The following is a 19,446-nucleotide window of genomic DNA, read 5'->3' as shown; positions in this document are numbered from 1 at the left end:
AGTGGGTCATCGGGTATCGGTACCGTCCAGCGCCAGCCGCACCAGCGCTTCGGCGTCCAGGTCGTCCACGTCGCCGCCGGCGCCGGTGTCGCCACCATCGGCGGCGTCGAGCCCGGCCAGCTCCAGGAGCGCCGTCATCAGGCCGGCGTCGCGGAACCGGGCCAGCGGCACCGTGGCCAGCGCCGCCCGGATCCGGGCCTCTTCGGGGTCGGCCGCGGCGCCGGGCCGCAGGACTTCGCCGAGGTGCGCGGCGAGGGCCGCCGGGGTCGGGTGGTCGAACACGACCGTCGCGGGGAGGGCCACGCCGGCCGCCGCCGCCAGGCGGTTGCGGAACTCGACCGAGGTCAGGGAGTCGAAGCCGAGTTCGGTGAACGGCAGGCCCGCGGCGACGGCGTCGGCACCGCGGTGCCCCAGCGCGCCCGCCGCCTCGGTGCGGACCAGGCCCAGCAGCATCCGCCCGGCCTCCGCGTCGGACAGCCCGGCCAGCTTCTCCGGCAGGTCGCCGGAGACCGGGATCTCCGTGGCCGCCTCGAGCACCCGCCGTGCTTCCGGCACGCCGAGCAGAAGCGCGCTCGGCCGGGCGGAGGTGAAGGCGGGCGCGAACCGCGTCCAGTCGACGTCGGCCAGGGTGAGCGTGGTCTCGTCCCGGCCGACCGCGCCGGCGAGCGCACGGACGGCGAGAGCGGGCGGCAACGGGGTCAAGCCGCGGCGGCGCAGGTAGTCCTCGGCGTCGTGGTCGGCCGCCATGCCGCCGCCGGCCCACGGGCCCCAGGCCAGCGCCGTCGCGGTCCGGCCACCGGACCGGCGGCGCCCGGCGAGCGCGTCGAGGTGGGCGTTCGCCGCGCCGTAGGCGGCCTGGCCGCCGCTGCCCCACACCCCGGCGATGGACGAGAACAGCACGAAGGCGTCGAGTTCGGTGTCGCCGAGCAGCGTGTCGAGGTTTTCGGCGCCGGTCACCTTGGCGGAGAGGATGTCCGCGAAGGCCCCGAGGTCCGCATCGTCCAGGGGGGTCGCTCCCCCGGTCCCGGCCGCGTGGACGACGGCGGTCAGGCCGTCGCGGATTTCGTCGAGCACCGCGGCGAGCGCGGCTCGGTCGGCGACGTCGCAGGCCGCGATCGTCACCTCGGCGCCCAAGGCGGTCAGCTCGGCGCGGAGGTCTTCCGCGCCCGGGGCCTGCGCGCCGCGGCGGCTGGTGAGCACGATCCGCTCGGCACCCGCGGTGGCGAGCCAGCGGGCGACGTGAGCACCGAGCGCGCCCGTGCCGCCGGTGACGAGCACCGTGCCGCGCGGCTGCCACGGACGGCCGGCGGGGGCACCGGTGACCGGGACGAGCCGCCGGGCGAACCGCCCGTCCGCCCGCACGGCGACCTGGTCTTCCGCCGGGTCCGCCAGCGCCTGGACCAGCAGGTCGCCGATCCGGCTGCCGAGCTCGTGCGGGGCTTCGCCACCCGGACCCCCGGAAGCCGCCGGGGGCAGGTCGACCAAGCCGCCCCAGCCGTCCGACCGGTCGAGGGCGGCGCTGCGGCCGAGCCCCCAGACCTGGGCCTGGGCGGGGTCGGGCGCCGGGTCGGCGTGGCCGACGGCCACGGCGCCGCGCGTGACCGTCCACACGGGAATGCCGGGCACCGCCCGGAGCAGCGCGAGTGTCGCCGCCACCCCGGCCGGGACGACCGAGCCCGTCGCGGGAGCGAGGGCGAGCAGCGACAGGACGGCGTCCGCGGTCCGGGCAGCCCGGGCGAGGTCGTCGCCCGCAGGGTCGTCGAGGCGGGTGAACGCCACCCCGTGCGCGCCGAGGGCCGCGGCGACCTGGTCGCCCAGGTGGGCTTCCCCGGCCGGGACGGCCAGCAGCCAGCGGCCCGGCGGCGTCGCACCGGTCTCGCGCGCGGGTTCCCACGCGACCCGGTGGCGCCATCCGTCCACAACGGACTGTTCGGACCGCTGCCTGCGCCACGACGACAGGGCGGGGAGGAGCTCGGTGAGCGACCGGCGCTGGTCCTCGCCGATCGACAGTGCGCCGGCCAGCTCGCCGACGTCCTCGCGTTCGACCGCCGCCCAGAAGGCGGTGTCCGCCGCGGGCGCAGGAGCGGCCGCTTCGAGCCAGTATTGCTCGTGCTGGAAGGCGTAGGTGGGCAGGTTCACGTGCCCGGTGCGACCGAACACCGCGGCCAGGTCGGCAGGCGCGCCGTTCGCGGACAACGTCGCCAGCGCGGTCAGCGCCGCCTCGCCGTCGGGCCGGTCGCGCCGCAGCGACGGCACCACCACGGCGTCCCCGGACACGCTGTCGCGGACCATCGAGCTGAGGACGCCGTCGGGGCCCAGCTCCAGGAAGAACCGCGCGCCTCCGGCTTCGAGCGTCGCGACACCGTCGGCGAACCGGACGGCCTCCCGCACGTGCCGCACCCAGTAGTCCGCCGTGAACGGCTCGGCGAGCGCACCGCTGACGTTCGAGATCACCGGGATGTCCGCCGGGTGGTAGGTGACCTTGTCGGCGGCCGCGCGGAACTCGTCCAGCATCGGGTCGAGGTGCGGCGAGTGGAAGGCGTGGCTGACGCTGAGCCGCTTGGCCGGCACCCCCCGGCCCGCGAACTCCGCGGCTACGGCGAGGACTGCGGGTTCGTCCCCCGAGACGACCACCGAGGCGGGGCCGTTGACGGCGGCGATCGCCACCCGATCACCGGCCAGCGCCACGACATCGGCCTCCGGCGCGGCGATCGACGCCATCGCGCCGCCCTTCGGCAGCGCCTGCATCAGCGCGGCGCGGGCCGAAACGAGCAGGCACGCGTCTTCCAGGGAGAACACCCCGGCGACGTGCGCCGCCGCGAGTTCCCCGACGGAGTGCCCGGCGACGAACGAAGGCCGCACGCCCCACGACTCGAAGAGCCGGTACAGCGCGACCTCGACGGCGAACAGCGCGGGCTGGGTGAACCCGGTCTCGTCCAGGCCCGGCGCGTCGCCGAACACGACATCACGCACGGGCGCGGTGAATTCGGCGCAGATGTCGTCGAACGCCGCCGCGTACACCGGGTAGCGGTCGTACAGCTCGCGGCCCATGCCGGTCCGCTGCGCGCCCTGGCCGGTGAACAGCACCGCGAGCTTGCCCGCCGACGCCGTGCCCCGGACGACCCCGGGTGCGGGCTCGCCACCGGCCAGCGCGTGCAGCCCGGAAAGCAGTTCCTCGCGGCTGCTGCCGAGCACGACCGCCCGGTCGGCGAAGCGGGCCCGGGTGAGCAGCGCCCCGGCGACCGCGGCCGGAGCGGCGTCGGCGACGGACGCCGCCAGCCTGCGCGCCTGGGCCCGCAGCGCCGGTTGGCCCTTCGCCGACAGGGCCCAGGCCACCACCGGCGGCTCCGGTGGCCCCATCGGCAACGGCGCCGGTGCGGCGGGGAGTTCGAGGATGGCGTGGGCGTTGGTGCCGGAGATGCCGAAGGCCGAGACGCCGGCCCGGCGCGGCCGGCCGGACGGCCACTCGCGGGCCTCGGTCAACAGCTCGACCGCCCCCGACGTCCAGTCCACGCGGGTCGACGGCGCGTCCACGTGCAGGGTTTTCGGCAGCACGCCGTGGCGCATGGCCAGCACCATCTTGATCACCCCGGCCACGCCCGCGGCCGACTGCGTGTGCCCGAGGTTGGACTTCAGCGAACCCAGCCACAGCGGCGTTTCGCGGTCCTGCCCGTAGGTGGCCAGCACCGCCTGCGCCTCGATCGGGTCACCCAGGGTCGTCCCGGTACCGTGCGCCTCGACGACGTCCACATCGGACGATTGCAGGCCCGCGTTCGCCAGTGCCGCCCGGATCACCCGCTGCTGCGACGGCCCGTTCGGCGCGGTCAAGCCGTTCGACGCGCCATCGGAATTGACCGCCGAACCGCGCAGGAGCGCCAGGACCTCGTGGCCGTTGCGCCGCGCGTCCGACAGCCGCTCGAGGACGACCATGCCGGCGCCTTCGCTCCAGCCGGTGCCGTCGGCCGCGTCGGCGAAGGCCTTGCAGCGGCCGTCCGCGGACAGCCCGCGCTGCCGGCTGAACTCGACGAAGATGTCCGGCGTGCCGAGGATCGCGACCCCGCCGGCGAGCGCCAGGTCGCATTCGCCGTGGCGGAGCGCCTGCCCGGCCAGGTGCAGGGCGACCAGCGACGACGAACAGGCGGTGTCGACGGTGACCGCGGAGCCCTCCAGGCCCAGGTGGTAGGCGACGCGGCCGGACAGCACGCTGCCCGCGTTGCCGGTGAGCAGGTGCCCCTCGACACCGCCGGCGGCCGGGGCGCGGCCCGCGGCGTACCCGGAGTGGGCGGCGCCGACGAACACGCCGGTGTTGCTGCCGCGCAGCGTGCCCGGGTCGATGCCCGCGCGTTCGAAGGCCTCCCACGACACTTCGAGGAGCAGCCGCTGCTGCGGGTCCATGGCGAGGGCTTCGCGCGGGGAGATCCCGAAGAACGCCGCGTCGAAACGGGCGGCGCCGGGCAGGAAGCCGCCGCCGGTGGCGTAGAACGTGCCCGGGTGCGCGGGGTCCGGGTGGTAGAGCTCGTCGACGGGCCAGCCGCGGTCCGCCGGGAACCCGCCGATGGCGTCGCGGCCCTCGGCGACCAGGTCCCACAGGGCGTCGGCCGAATCGACGTCGCCCGGGAAGCGGCAGCTCATCGCGACGATGGCGATCGGCTCGTCCCCGGCGGCCCGCGTCGCCGGGACCACCGCGGGCGCCGCGGGGACCGTGCCGGCCAGTTCGCGGTGCAGGAACCCGGCCAGCACCTCGGGGTTCGGGTAGTCGAAGACGAGCGTCGCGGGCAGGGCGCGGCCGGTCGCGGTGGCGAGCCGGTTGCGCAGCTCCACCGAGGTCAGCGAGTCGAACCCGGTGTCCTTGAACGCCTTCGCCGGGTCGACGGCGGCGGGGCTCGCGTGCCCCAGCACCGCCGCGACGTGCTTGCGGACCAGGTCCAGGAGCTTTCCGCGGGCTTCTTCGGGGTCGAGGCGGGCCCAGCCGTCGTCGGCGACGGCGGCGGCCGCGGCCCGGCGGACCGGCGTGCGCACGAGCCCGCGCCACAGCGGAGCGAGGTCGTCGGCGGCGCGCAGGGCGGCGAGGTCCAGGCGCATCGGCACGGCGACCGGCCTGCCGAGCCCGGCGGCGGCGTCCAATGCGGCCAATGCGTCCTCAGTGGACAGTGGCCGGATCCCGGACCGTTCGATGCGGCCGCGGTCGCGCTCGCCGAGCTTCCCGGTCATCGCGCTGCCGAGCGCCCATTGCCCCCAGGCGAGGGAAACGGCGGGCAGCCCTCGGGACCGGCGCCGCGTGGCGAGCGCGTCCAGTGCGCTGTTCGCCGCGGCGTACCCGCTTTGCCCGGCCGCGCCGACAATCCCGGCGACCGAGGAGAACAGGACGAACCAGGCCAGGTCGTGGTCCCGGGTAAGCCTGTCGAGCGCCGACGCGCCGTCCACTTTGGCGCGAAGCACCGAGGCCACCCGGTCCGGTGTCTGCGCTTCGAGCACGCCGTCGTCGAGGATCCCGGCGGCGTGCACCACCCCGATCAGCGGCTGCCCGGCGGGGATCTCCCGCAGCACGTCCGCCACGAACCCGGGCTCGGCCACGTCGCCGGCGACCACGTTCGCCTCGACGCCGAGCGCGGTCAGTTCTTCGCGCAGCCCGGCGGCGCCGGGTGCGTCCGGGCCCCGCCTGCTCACCAGCACCAGCCGCCGGACGCCCGGACGGCGGGCCAGGTGCCGGGCCACGGCGGCGCCGAGCGCGCCGGTGCCGCCGGTCACGAGCACGGTGCCCGCCGGCTCCGGGCGCGGCAGCGTGAGCACGTTCTTGCCGACGTGCTTGGCCTGGCTGACGAACCGGAACGCCTCGGCCGCGCGGCCCAGCTCCCAGGCGCGCAGCGGCAACGGCGTCAGCTCGCCGCGGCCGAAGGCGGCCAGCAGGTCGGCGAGGATGGCCGCGATCCGGTCCGGTCCGGGGTCGCCGAGGTCGAAGGGGTGGTAGCCCGGTCCCTCGCGGACGTCGGTCTTGCCCAGCTCGACGAACCGGCCGCCGGGGGCGAGCAGCTCCAGTGAGGCGTCGACGAACGGCCCGGTCAGCGAGTTGAGGACGACGTCGACGGGCCCGAACCGGTCCCGGAAGTCCAGCGTGCGTGAGCTCGCCAGGTGCGTGTCGTCGAGGCCGAGCTCGCGCAGCACGGCGTGCTTGCCCTCGCTCGCCGTCGCGAACACCTCCGCGCGCTTCCAGCGGGCGAGCTGAACGGCGGCCATCCCGACGCCGCCCGCGGCCGCGTGGACGAGCACGGACTGCCCGGCGCGCAGCCCGCCGAGGTCGAAGAGGCCGTAGTAGGCGGTCACGAAGGCGACAGGGACGGTCGCGGCCTCGGCGAACGTCCACCCGGCGGGCATCGGGGCCAGCCGGCGGGCATCGGCGACGGCCCGCGGGCCGAAAGCGTCGTCGACCAAGCCGAACACGCGGTCCCCGACGGCGAGGTCCCGCACCCCGGCACCGGCTTCGACGACCACGCCCGCCGCTTCGGAGCCGAGGCGCGCTTCCGGGTCCGGGTACATCCCCAGGGAGATGAGCACGTCGCGGAAGTTGAGCCCGGCCGCGCGCACCTCGATCCGGACGTCACGCTCACCGAGGGGCGCCTCGGTCGTCTCGGCCAGGGCCAGGCCGTCGGTGGTGCCGGTGCCGGTCGTGACCAGCTGCCACGAGCCCCCGGCGGGCGGCTTCAACGGCATCCCGCTCGCCCGGGCCAGCCGGGGCGCCGACGCGGTGCCTTCCCGGAGGGCCAGCTGCGGCTCACCGAAGGCGTCCACAGTGGACAACAGCGCCCGGGACCGCGGATCGTCGTCGACGTCGGCCAGGAGGAACCGGCCCGGGTGTTCCGCCTGTGCGGACCGCACCAGCCCGCCGGCGGCCGCCGCCGCGAGGTCGCCCTCGGCCGCACCGCGGGTGACGAAGACGAGGCGGCCCGGTCGGTCTTCGGCGAGCCAGTCCTGCAGCCTCTCCAGGACCCGGCCGGTCGTTTCGTGCACATCGCCCCCGGTCACCGACGCGAAGACGAGTTCCTCGCGCGGGGCCGCGGGATCGGCGGTGACCTCGGTCCAGATCTGCTCGAACAGCGTGTCGGGGAGGGTGTCCGGTGCGGTGGCGACCGGGCGCAGCAGCAATGAGCCCACGGTCACCACGGGAGCGCCGGTGGTGTCCCACGCGGTGAGGGCGACGGCGTTCTCCCCCGCCGGCGACAGCCGGACCCGCAGTTCGGTGGCGCCGGTCGCGTGCACCACGACGTCCGTGAAGGAGAACGGGACCCGCGCCGAACCGTCGTCGGGCGGGACGATGCCGAGGCCCAGCGGGTGCAGCGCGGCGTCGAGCAGGGCCGGGTGCAGCGCGAAGCCCTCGGCCTCGAACGGCTCGGGCAACGCCACTTCGGCGTACACCTCGGCGCCGCTCCGCCAGACGCGGCCGAGTCCGCCGAAGGCCTCGCCGTACGCGAAGCCCATCGCGGCCAGCCGCGGGTAGAGCCCGGCGATGTCGACCGCCTCGGCTCCGGGCGGCGGCCATTCGGCGGCGCTTTCCCGGGCGAGGGCCGCGCGGCTGACGCTGCCGGTCGCGTGCCGGGTCCAGGCGGCGTCGGAGCCGGCGGGCCGGGAGGACACCGCGACCGGGCGGCGGCCGCCGGTGCCGGCCGGACCGGCCGACACCTGGACGGTGACCGCGCCCCGGGCGGGCAGCACCAGCGGCGCGGCGAAGGTCAGCTCGTCGACGACGTCGCAGCCGGTCTGGTCACCGGCCTGCACCACCAGCTCGAGCAGCGCGGTGCCGGGCAGCAGGACCGTGCCGGCCAGGGCGTGCCCGGCCAGCCACGGGTGCGTCTCCAGCGACAGCCGTCCACTGAGGACGATGCCGTCGTCGCCGGCCAGCTCGACCGCCGCGCCGAGCAGCGAGTGCCCGAGCGCCCCCAGGCCGACCGCGCCGAGGTCGCCCCGGGCCGCGACCGCGCGCGGCCAGTAACGCTCGCGCTGGAACGGGTACGTCGGGAGGTCGATGCGGCGGCCGCCGGGGAAGAACGCGGCCCAGTCGACATCGACACCGTGGACGTGGACAGTGCTCAACGCCGTGAGCAGTGCTCTCTCTTCGGAGCGGTCGCGCCGGAGCGCGGGGACGGCAGTGCCGTCGACCATGGCGCTGAGGACGCCGTCGGGACCGAGCTCCAGGAAGACGCCGGCGCCCGCGGCCCGCAGGGTCGAGACACCGTCGGCGAACCGGACCGCCTCCCGGACGTGGCGAACCCAGTAATCCGCCGTGAACGGCTCGGCGAGAGCACCGCTCACGTTCGAGAGCACCGGTAGCTCGGCGGGGTGGTACGTCAGGCTCTCCGCGACCGCGCGGAATTCCGCCAGGATCGGGTCCATCAGCGGCGAGTGGAACGCGTGGCTCACGGTGAGCCGCTTGGTCCGGACGCCGTCCGCGGCGAAGCCGGCCGCGATGTCCAGCACCACGGCTTCGACCCCGGAGATCACCACCGACGCCGGGCCGTTCACCGCCGCGACCGACACGCCGTCACAACCGTCCACAGCGGACAGGACGTCGGCCTCGGACGCGGCGATCGACACCATCGCCCCGCCGGCGGGCAGGGCCTGCATCAGCGAAGCACGGGCCGCGACCAGGCGGCAGGCGTCCTCGAGGGACAGCACCCCGGCGACGTGCGCGGCGGAGATCTCGCCGATCGAGTGCCCGGCCACGAAGCCGGGCCGCACGCCCCACGAAGAGACGAGCCGGAACAACGCCACCTCGACGGCGAACAACGCCGGCTGGGTGAACTCGGTCCGGTCCAGCAGCTCGGCGTCCTCGAAGGCTTCGCGCAGCTCCGGGCCGAAGTGCGCGAGCACGGCGTCGAACGCTTCGGCGTAGACCGGGAACCGGTCGTACAGGCCCCGGCCCATACCGGCGCGCTGGGCACCCTGGCCGGTGAACAGCACGGCCAGCACCGCGTCCGGGTCGGCGGTGCCGGTGACGACCTCGGAGCCGAGCAGCACCGCGCGGTGCTCGAGCCGGGCCCGGGTGGTGGCCAGCGAGAAGCCGATGTCCGCCGGGTTCGCGTCCAGCTCGCGGACCTGCGCGGTCAACGCGGCGAGGGCACCTTCGTCGTGGGCGGACAGCACCCAGGGCAGCAGCGCGTCCGTCGGCCCGGGTTCGGGCCGGACCGCGGCGCCCGGTGCCTGTTCGAGGATCGTGTGGACGTTGGTGCCGCTGACGCCGAACGCCGAGACGGCGGCCCGGCGCGGCCGGTCGTGATCCGGCCAGTCACGGGCCTCCGTGAGCAGTTCGACGGCTCCGGCCGACCAGTCCACTTGGGACGACGGCGCGTCGACGTGCAGCGTGCACGGCAGGACACCGTGGCGCAAGGCTTCGACGGTCTTGATCACCCCCGCCATCCCGGCCGCGGCCTGCGTGTGGCCCAGGTTGGACTTGACCGACCCCAGCCACAGCGGCTCGTCGCGGTCCTGCCCGTAGGTGGCCAGCAGGGCCTGCGCCTCGATCGGGTCGCCCAGCCGGGTCCCGGTGCCGTGCGCCTCCACCGCGTCGACGTCCGAAGTGGACAGACCGGCGTTGGCCAGTGCGGCCCGGATCACCCGCTGCTGCGCAGGACCGTTCGGCGCGCTCAACCCGTTGGACGCGCCATCCTGGTTCACGGCGGAGCCGCGGACCACGGCGAGGATTTCGTGCCCGTTGCGCTCGGCGTCCGAGAGCCGCTCCAGCAGCACCAGGCCGACGCCCTCGCCCCAGCCGGTGCCGTCCGCGGCGTCGGCGAACGCCTTGCAGCGGCCGTCGGCGGCCAGGCCGCCCTGGCGGGCGAACTCCAGGAACGCCATCGGTTTCGCCATGATCGCCACGCCGCCGGCCAGCGCCAGCGAGCACTCCCCCTGCCGCAGCGACTGCGCCGCCAGGTGCAGCGCGACCAGGGCCGACGAGCACGCGGTGTCCACCGTGACCGCCGGACCCTCCAGCCCGAAGGTGTACGACAGCCGCCCGGACAGCACGCTGGGTGCCTCGCCGGTCAGCAGGTACCCCTCCGAGCCGGACTCGAGGTCGGCGCCGTAACCGGAGGTGCTGGCCCCGACGAAGACGCCGGTCCGGCTGCCGCGCAGGGTGGCGGGGTCGAGCCCGGCCCGCTCCAGCACCTCCCACGACGTCTCCAGCAGCACGCGTTGCTGCGGGTCCATGGCGAGGGCTTCGCGCGGCGAGATGCCGAAGAAGCCCGCGTCGAACTCGGCCGCGTCGGCCACGAAGCCGCCGACCTCGGCGAACTCGGCGTCGCCGAACGAGGTCAGGTCCCAGCCGCGGCCGTCGGGGAACTCCGTCAGCGCGTCGACGCCGTCGGCGACCAGCCGCCAGAGGTCCTCCGGCGAGCGCACGCCCCCGGGGAACCGGCAGCCCATCGCCACGATCGCAACCGGCTCGTCGACGGCCGCGACCGCGGTGGCCTCCGCCGTCGCGGTGCGGCCGAGCAGCAGCCGATGCAGTTCCGCAGCGAGCGCGGCCGGGTTCGGGTGGTCGAACACCAGCGTCGCGGGCAGGGTCAGCCCGGTCGCCGCGTTGAGGCGGTTACGTACCTCGACCGCGGTCAGCGAGTCGAAGCCGAGTTCCCGGAACGCCCGCCCGGCCGGGACCGCCGTCGCCGAGTCGTGCCCGAGTGCCGACGCGGCCTGGCCGCGGACGAGGTCCAGCAGCAGCCGGCGGGCTTCGGTTTCGCCCATCCCGGCGATCCGGCGGGCCAGCGCGGGCCGCGCCACCTCCGGTTCTGCGGAAGGGAGGGCCCGGACCTCGGGGAGGTCTTCGATCAGCGGCCGCCGCCGGGTGAGCGTGAACCCGGGCGCGAACCGGGCCCAGTCGACGTCGGCGACGGCCAGGAAGACCTCGCGCGCGTCCAGGGCCTGGCACAGCGCCTCGACCGCGGCTTCGGGAGCCATCTCACGCAGGCCGCGGCGGCGGAGCTGGTCCTCCAGTTCGACGTCGCCCGCCATGCCCCCGCCGCCCCAGAAGCCCCAGGCGACCGAGGTCGCGGTGGCCCCGCGCGCCCGGCGCTGCTCGGCCAGGGCGTCGAGGTAGGCGTTGCCCGCGCCGTACGCTCCCTGGCCGCCACTGCCCCAGACCCCGGCGTTCGAGGAGAAGAGCACGAAGGCGTCGAGGTCGTCACCGAGCAGTTCGTCGAGGTGGCGAGCGCCGGCGACCTTCCCCTCGATCACGGCGGCGAATTCGGCCGGGGTGGTGTCCAGCACCGGGGTGGCCTGCGGCAGCCCGGCGGCGTGCACGACCGCGCGCACCGGCTCGTCCAGACTCGCCAGCAGCGCGGCGAGCGCGGCGCGGTCGGCGACGTCGCACGCGGCGATCGTCACCCGCGTCCCGAGTGCGGAGAGTGCGGCTTCGAGTTCGGCCGCGCCTGGCGCGGCCAGGCCACGGCGGCTGGTCAGCACCAGGTGTTCGGCACCGTCCGCGGCGAGCCGGCGGGCGACGTGGCCGCCCAGCGCACCGGTGCCCCCGGTGACCAGAACGGTGCCCCGCGGCTTCCACCGCTGCGCCACCGGCGTGAAGGGCGCGCGGACCAAGCGACGGGCCAGCAGCCCGGCCGGCCGGATCGCGAGCTGGTCTTCGGCGTCCACTCCGGACAGTGCGGCGGCGAGCAACGCCGCTGTCGCACTGTCCGGTTCGGCGGGCAGGTCGAGCAGTCCGCCCCAGATGCCGGGCAGTTCGAGCCCGATCACCCGGCCGAGCCCCCAGGTCATCGCCTGGGCGGGCCGGATGTCGTCGCCGGCGACGCCGCCGCGGGTCAGCAGCCACAACGGCGTTTCGCTCCCGGCCATGGCCTGGGCCAGCGCGAGGTTCGCGGTGGCTCCGGCGGTTTCGTCGAGCGCGAGCAGCGAGACGACCCCGGCGTACCCCTCGGCGCCGTCGAACCCGGACGTCACGACCGGCTCGGCGCCGTGGGCGGCGAGGGCGGCCGGGACACCGGCGTCGTCACCGTCCGGGACGACGACCAGCCAGCGGCCGGACAGCTCCGGCGCGGACGGCGCGGCGACGGGCTTCCACTCGATGCGGTAGCGCCACGAGTCCACTTCGGACCCGATACGGGCGCGGTCGCGCCACCGGGTCAGCGCGGGCAGGACCTCGGCCAGGGTGCTGCCGGGTGCGATGTCGAGGGTGCCCGCGACGGCGTCGAGATCGAGACCGTCCACGGCGGCCCAGAACGCGGCATCCACCGGGTCGGCGGCCGACTGCGGCGTGCTGCCCGCGTCGAGCCAGTAGCGGCGGCGCTGGAAGGCGTAGGTGGGCAGCTCGATGCGGCGGGCGCCGGGGACCGCCGGTGTCCAGTCCACCGCGACGCCGCGCACGTGCGCCTCGCCGAGCGAGCGGAGGAACCGCTCGTACCCGCCGTCGTCGCGGCGCAGCGAACCGAGCGCCTCGACGCCGTCGGTCTCGCCGATCGCCGTGGTCAGCACCGGGTGCGGCGAGGACTCGACGAACGTGCCGAACCCTTCCGCGGCGAGCGCGGTCACCGCGATGTCGAGCCGGACGGTCTCGCGGAGGTTGGTGTACCAGTACCCGGCGTCCAGCTCGGCGCCGTCGAGCCAGGTCCCGGTGACGGTGGAGAAGAACGCGATGTCGCCCGTCCGCGGCCGGATCGGGGCCAGCACGTCCAGCAGTTCGGCCCGGAGCTGTTCGACCTGGGCCGAGTGGGACGCGTAGTCCACCGGGATCCGCTTGGCGCGGACGCCGTCCGCCTCGCACGCGGCGATCAGCGTGTCCAGTGCGCCGGGCTCGCCCGAGACGACGACGGCGGCCGGGCCGTTCACGGCGGCGATCGACAGGCCGCCGGTCAGCCGCGCCTCGACCGCTTCCAGTGGTGCCGCGACCGAAACCATGCCGCCGCCCCCGGCCAGCGCCAGGATCGCCTTGCTGCGCAACGCGACCACCCGGGCACCGTCCTCCAGCGACAGCGCGCCCGCAACCACGGCCGCCGCGATCTCGCCCTGCGAATGCCCGACCACGGCGTCCGGCACCACGCCGAAGGAGCGCCACAGCCCGGCCAGCGACACCATCACCGCGAACAGCGCGGGCTGCACGACGTCGACCCGCGCCAACGCCGCCGCGTCCGCCAGCACCTCACACAGCGACCAGTCCACAAAGGACGCCAGGGCCGCCGCGCACTCGTCGAGCCGCGCCGCGAACACCGGCGACGACTCCGCCAGGTCGAGGGCCATCCCCGCCCACTGCGATCCCTGGCCGGGGAACACGAGCGCGGTCCGGCCCGGGGCCACCGTTCCGGTGACCACGTTCGGCGCCGGAAGCTCCTGCGCGAGCGCAGAAAGCCCGGCGAGCAGCGCGGTCCGGCCGCCGGTGACGACCGCGCGGTGCGGGAACGCCGAGCGGGACGTCGCGAGCGAGAACGCGATGTCGGCGGCGCTGTCTTCGGTGGCACGCTTCCGGAGGGCCGCGGCCTGGGCCCGCACCGCCTCGGGCGTCTTCGCGGACAGCACCCACGGCACGACCGGGGGCTCGGGCACGGGCTCGACGTCGGGGACGTCACCTTGTTCGAGGATGACGTGGGCGTTCGTGCCGGAGATGCCGAACGACGAGATCGCCGCCCGGCGCGGCCGCGGCCGCGCCCACGGACGCGGCTCGTCGAGCAGCCGCACGGCGCCGCTCTCCCAGTCCACGTGGGACGACGGCGTCTCGGCGTGGAGCGTCCGCGGCAGGACGCCGTGACGCAGCGCCTGCACGGTCTTGATCACGCCGGCGACGCCGGCGGCGGCCTGGGTGTGGCCGATGTTCGACTTGAGCGAGCCGAGCCACAGCGGCTCGGCGCGGTCCTGGCCGTAGGTCGCGAGCAGCGCCTGCGCCTCGATCGGGTCACCCAGCGCCGTGCCGGTGCCGTGCGCTTCGACCAGATCGACGTCCGTTGTGGACAGTCCGGCGTCGGCGAGGGCGGCGCGGATGACACGCTGCTGAGCCGGGCCGCTGGGCGCACTGAGCCCGTTGGACGCGCCGTCCTGGTTGAGCGCGCTGCCGCGCAGCACGGCGAGCACGGGGTGGCCGAGGCGCCGGGCATCCGACAGCCGCTCGACCAGCACCAGACCCGCGCCCTCGGCCATGCCCATCCCGTCGGCACCGGCACCGAACGCCTTGCAGCGCCCGTCCGCGGCCAGTCCGCGCTGGCGGCTGAAGGCGGTGAACGACGCCGGCGTCACCATGACCGCGACCCCGCCGGCGAGCGCGAGCGAACACTCGCCGCGGCGCAGGGCCTGCGCGGCCAGGTGCAGCGCCACCAGCGACGAGGAACAGGCGGCGTCGACGGTGATCGCCGGGCCCTCCAGCCCGAGCGTGTAGGCGATCCGGCCGGACAGCACGCTCGACACGCTGCCGGTGAGCAGGTGCCCTTCGAGGCCGTCCGGGATCTCCCGCATCCGCGTGTAGTAGTCCTGGTAGTTGGCGCCGACGAAGACACCCGCCGGTTCGCCGCGCAGCGTGGCCGGGTCGATCCCGGCGTGCTCGACGGTCTCCCACGCGATCTCCAGCAGCAGCCGCTGCTGGGGGTCCATGGCCAGCGCCTCGCGCGGGGAAATCCCGAAGAAACCGGCGTCGAAGTCGGCGACGTCGTGCAGGAAGCCGCCTTCGCGGACCGTCGACGTGCCCTGCTCGTCGGCGTCGCCGCCGAACAGCTTCGCCAGGTCCCAGCCGCGATCGGCGGGAAACCCGGAGATCGCGTCGCGGCCTTCGGCGACGAGGGTCCACAGGTCGTCGGCGGACCGCACACCACCGGGATAGCGGCAGCCCATGCCGATGATCGCGATCGGGTCCTCCGCGTTCGCCACCCGGGTCACCGTGACCGGCCGGGTGCGCGTACCGAGCACGGCGTCCCGCAGGTGCACGGCCAGCCGCCGCGGAGTCGGGTGGTCGAACACCAGCGTCGCGGGCAGCCGCAGGCCGGTCGCGGCGGCGATCCGGTTGCGGACGTCGAGCGCGGTCAGCGAGTCGAAGCCGAGGTCGGTGAACGGCCGGTCCGGCTCGACGGCGTCGCCGCTCGCGTGCCCGAGCACGGCGGCGGCCTGGGCGCGGACCAGGTCCAGCAGCACCCGGCCGGCTTCGTCGCCGGACAGCCCGGCGAGCTGCGCGGCCGGCGGTGTGGACCCGGCAACCGGTTTCGTGGCCTCCTGCAGGCGGCGAACCTGGGGCAGGTCGTCGAACAGCGGCCGGGCGCGGCTCGCGGTGAACACCGGCACGAACCGGGCCCAGTCGACGTCGGCGAGCACCACGAACGTCTCGTCGTGGCCGAGGGTCTCCTGCAGCGCCGCGATCGCCGTGGCCGGGTCCATCAGCGGCAGCCCACGGCGGGCGAGCTGACCGGCGTCGACGCCCTCGGACATCCCGCCCTGTCCCGCGATCTCCGTCGGGGCCCAGACACCCCAGGCGATCGACGTCGCGGTCGCGCCGCGGGCGCGGCGCCGCTCGGCCAGGGTGTCGAGGAAGGTGTTGGCGGCGGAGTAGGCCGCGTGGTCGCCGCTGCCCCAGACCCCGGCGATGGAGGAGAACAGCACGAACCGGTCGAGGTCGTCGCCGAGCAGCTCGTCGAGGTGCCGGGCGCCCGCCACCTTCGCCCGGACGACCTCGGCGAACCCCGGCGTGGTCGTCCCGGTCACCGGCAGCAGCTCGACCGTCCCCGCGGCGTGGAACACCGACCGGACCGGCTCGCCGAGCTCGGCCAGCAGTGCGGCGAGGGCGTCGCGGTCGGCGACGTCGCAACGCGCGAGCGTGACGCGCGTGCCGAGCGCTTCCAGCTCGGCGGCCAGTTCGGGGGCGCCGGGCGCGGCCGGCCCGCGGCGCCCGGTCAGCACGAGGTGCGTGGCCCCTTCCGCGGCGAGCCAGCGGGCGAGGTGCGTGCCGAGCGCCCCGGTGCCGCCGGTGACGAGCACCGTGCCCTCGGGCCGCCAGTGCCGCGGCGATCCGCTCCGGCCGGCGGTGCGCAGCCGCCGGACGCGCAGGCCGCCCGGTCGCACGGCGACCTGGTCCTCGGCACCGCGGGCGGCGAGGACCCGGCCCAGCAGGCCGAGTTCGGCGGCGCCGGGTTCCGGCGTGAGGTCGACGAGCCCGCCCCAGCGGTCGGCGTGTTCCAGCGCGAGGACGCGGCCGAGGCCCCAGAGCGGGGACTGCTCGATGCCCGGCAGCTCGTCGGCCGGCCCGGTGCGGACCGCGCCGCGGGTCAGCACCCACAGCGGGGCGGCGACACCGGCGTCGCCCCGCGCCGGGGCGAGGACGAGCGTCAGGACCAGCCCGGCCGGGCTTACCGGGAACTCCGGGTGCGGGCGCTCGTCGGCGGCGAGCAGCGACACCACGCCGTCGAACGGCCCGGCCAGCCGTTCGGCCACCGTGGCGCGGTCGTCGGCCGGGGTGAGCGTGAGCACCTCGACGTCGGTGGTGCGGGCGAGGGCGTCCACGACGTCCTGGCCGGTGCCGTCCTCGCCGCGCACGACAAGCCAGCGCCCGGACGGCGTGGCGGCGGGCAGTTCGGCGGCCTTCCAGGTGATCCCGTACCGCCATGAGTCCACTGTGGACTCGATGGTCCGGCGTCGCCGCCACCGGGCCAGTGCCGGGAGGACTTCCGCCAGCGGGGTGTCGACCGCGACGCCGAGCGTGCCGGCGAGGTCCGCCGGGTCGGCGCGGTCCACGGCGGCCCAGAACCGGGCGTCGGCGGGCGCGGCCTCGCCACCGCGGGCTTCCTCGGTGTGCAGCCAGAAGCTTTCGCGCTGGAAGGCGTAGGTGGGCAGGTCCACGCGGCTCGCACCGGGGAACGCCGGGGCCCAGCCGACCTCGACGCCGGCGCAGTGCGCTTCCCCCAGTGCCCGCTGGAACCGGGCGAGCCCGCCGTCGCCGCGGCGCAGGGTGCCCAGCGCGGTCGCCGTCTCGCCGATGGCCATCGTCAGCACCGGGTGCGGCGAGGCCTCGATGAAGGTGCCGAAGCCGCGCTCGGTCAGCGCCCGCACGGCGTCGTCGAGCAGCACGGTGCCGCGGAGGTTGGTGTACCAGTACCGCGCGTCCAGCTCGGCGCCGTCGGCCCAGTCGCCGGTCACGGTCGAGAAGAAGCCCGTCCCGGCGGTCCGCGGGGTGATCGGGGCCAGCACGGCCAGGAGCTCGTCGCGGATCTCTTCGACCTGCGCCGAGTGCGACGCGTAGTCCACCGGGATCCGCTTGGCGCGGACACCGTCGGCCTCGCACGACGCGATCAGCGCATCGAGCGCACCGCGTGCACCGGAGACCACCACCGCGGCCGGGCCGTTCACCGCCGCGATCGACAGCCCCTCGGGCAGCCGCGCCTCGACGTCCTCGAGCGTGGCGGCCACCGACACCATGCCCCCGCGCCCGGCCAGCGCCAGGATCGCCTTGCTCCGCAGCGCCACCACCCGCGCGCCGTCCTCAAGGGACAAAGCACCCGCCACCACCGCGGCCGCGATCTCGCCCTGCGAGTGACCCAGCACCGCGTCGGGCACGACACCGTACGAGCGCCACAGCTCCGCCAGCGACACCATCACCGCGAACAGCGCGGGCTGGACCACGTCGACCCGCGCCAGCGCCTCCGCGTCGGCCAGCACCCCGCGTAACGACCAGTCCACAAAGGACGCAAGCGCCGCCGCGCACTCGTCGAGCCGCGCCGCGAACACCGGCGACGACTCCGCCAGGTCGAGGGCCATGCCCGCCCACTGCGATCCCTGGCCCGGGAACACCAGCGCGACCTTGCCCGGCTTCCCGGCGATCCCGGACACCACGGACTCGTCCGGCGTGCCCTCGGCGACCGCGGCGAGGCCGCGCAGCAGCTCCGCACGGTCCCGGCCGACCACGACGGCCCGGTGCTCGAACCGGGCCCGCGTCACGGCCAGCGAGTGGCCGGTCTCGGGCAGGCCGAGACCGTCCACACCGGACAGCAGGGCCGCGGCCTGCGCGCGCAGCGCTTCCGCGGTCCGGCCCGAGACGACCCACGGGACGACGGCGGGCACGGGCGCGGGCGCCGCGGGTCCGGCGGGCGGCGCGGCTTCGAGGACGACGTGCGCGTTGGTGCCGCTGATGCCGAACGACGACACGGCCGCGCGTCGCGGGTGATCCCGCTCGGGCCACGCGACATCGCCGTCCAGCAGCCGCAGCGTGCCCGCCGTCCAGTCCACTTCGGACGTCGGGCGCCCGGCGTGCTTCGACGCGGGCAGCGTCGCGTGCCGCAGCGCCAGCACGGCCTTCAGCACCCCGGCGACACCCGCCGCGGCCTGGGTGTGCCCGATGTTCGACTTCACCGAGCCCAGCCACAGCGGCCGTTCCGGCGACCGGCCGCGCCCGTAGGTCTCCAGCAGCGCCTGCGCTTCGATGGGGTCACCGAGCGGGGTGCCGGTGCCGTGCGCCTCCATCAGGTCGACCTCGCTCGCCGCCACGCGGGCGTTGGCGAGCGCGTCGAGGATGACCCGCTCCTGCGACGGCCCGTTCGGTGCGCTGAGCCCGTTCGACGCGCCGTCGGAGTTCACCGCCGAGCCGCGCACGACGGCGAGCACGGGGTGCCCGTGGCGCTGGGCGTCGGACAGCCGTTCCAGCACCAGCATCCCGGCGCCCTCGGCGGCACCGAAGCCGTCGGCGTCCGCGGAGAACGGCTTGCACCGGCCGTCCGGCGAGAGGGCCCGCTGCCGGCTGAGCTCGATGAGGATGCCGGGCGTCGCCATCACCGTGACCCCGCCCGCCAGCGCCAGCGAGCACTCGTCGCGGCGCAGCGCCTGCACCGCCCAGTGCAGGGCCACCAGCGAGGACGAGCACGCGGTGTCGACGGTCACCGCGGGCCCCTCCAGGCCGAGGACGTAGGCGATCCGGCCGGAGGCGACGCTGGTGATCGTGCCGGTGAGCAGGTGGCCCTCGACCGCTTCGGGGACCTTGTGCGAGCTCGGCGCGTAGTTCTGCTGCATGGCCCCGACGAACACGCCGGTGCGGCTCGACCGCAACGTCCGCGGGTCGATCCCGCCGCGTTCGAGGGCTTCCCACGACGTCTCCAGCAGGAGCCGCTGCTGCGGGTCCATCGCGAGCGCTTCACGCGGCGAGATGCCGAAGAAGGCGGCGTCGAACCGGTCGGCGTCGTGCAGGAACGCGCCGCCGCGCATGGAGAACGTGCCGGGCCGCGACGGATCCGGGTCGTAGAGCGCGGCCCAGTCCCGGTTGGCCGGCAGGTCCCCGATGACGTCACCGCCGTCGGACACCAGCCGCCACAACGCTTCCGGGGTCTCGATCCCGCCCGGGAAGCGGCAGCCCATGCCGACGATCGCGATCGGCTCGGTGTCCCGCGCCTCGAAGTCCCGCAACCGCTGCTTGGCCTGGCGCAGGTCCGCCGTGGCCAGCTTCAGGTAGTCGCGGAGCTTGTCCTCGTTCGCCATGTGCCGTCAACTCCGTGCGTTGTC

The 19,446-nt window shown here is 75.7% G+C and carries 1 protein-coding gene; it reads right to left on the bottom strand.

What is annotated here, in order from left to right; translation table 11 throughout:
* Positions 1-6: 6 nt before the first annotated feature.
* A complete protein-coding gene (locus AB0F15_RS33540; protein ID WP_360279271.1) occupies positions 7-19,422 on the bottom strand; it encodes a type I polyketide synthase in 19,416 nt (6,471 codons plus the stop codon).
* Positions 19,423-19,446: the final 24 nt, after the last annotated feature.

The organism is Amycolatopsis sp. NPDC026612 (genome assembly GCF_040638285.1).
Classification (GTDB): domain Bacteria; phylum Actinomycetota; class Actinomycetes; order Mycobacteriales; family Pseudonocardiaceae; genus Amycolatopsis.
Note: the sequence above shows the minus strand (reverse complement) of the source record. Positions and strands in the feature narration are given on the sequence as shown.

Coding starts and splice junctions, on each gene's coding strand:
- AB0F15_RS33540 (WP_360279271.1), bottom strand. CDS start 19,422: ATGGCGAACGAGGACAAGCTCCGCGACTACCTGAAGCTGGCCACGGCG.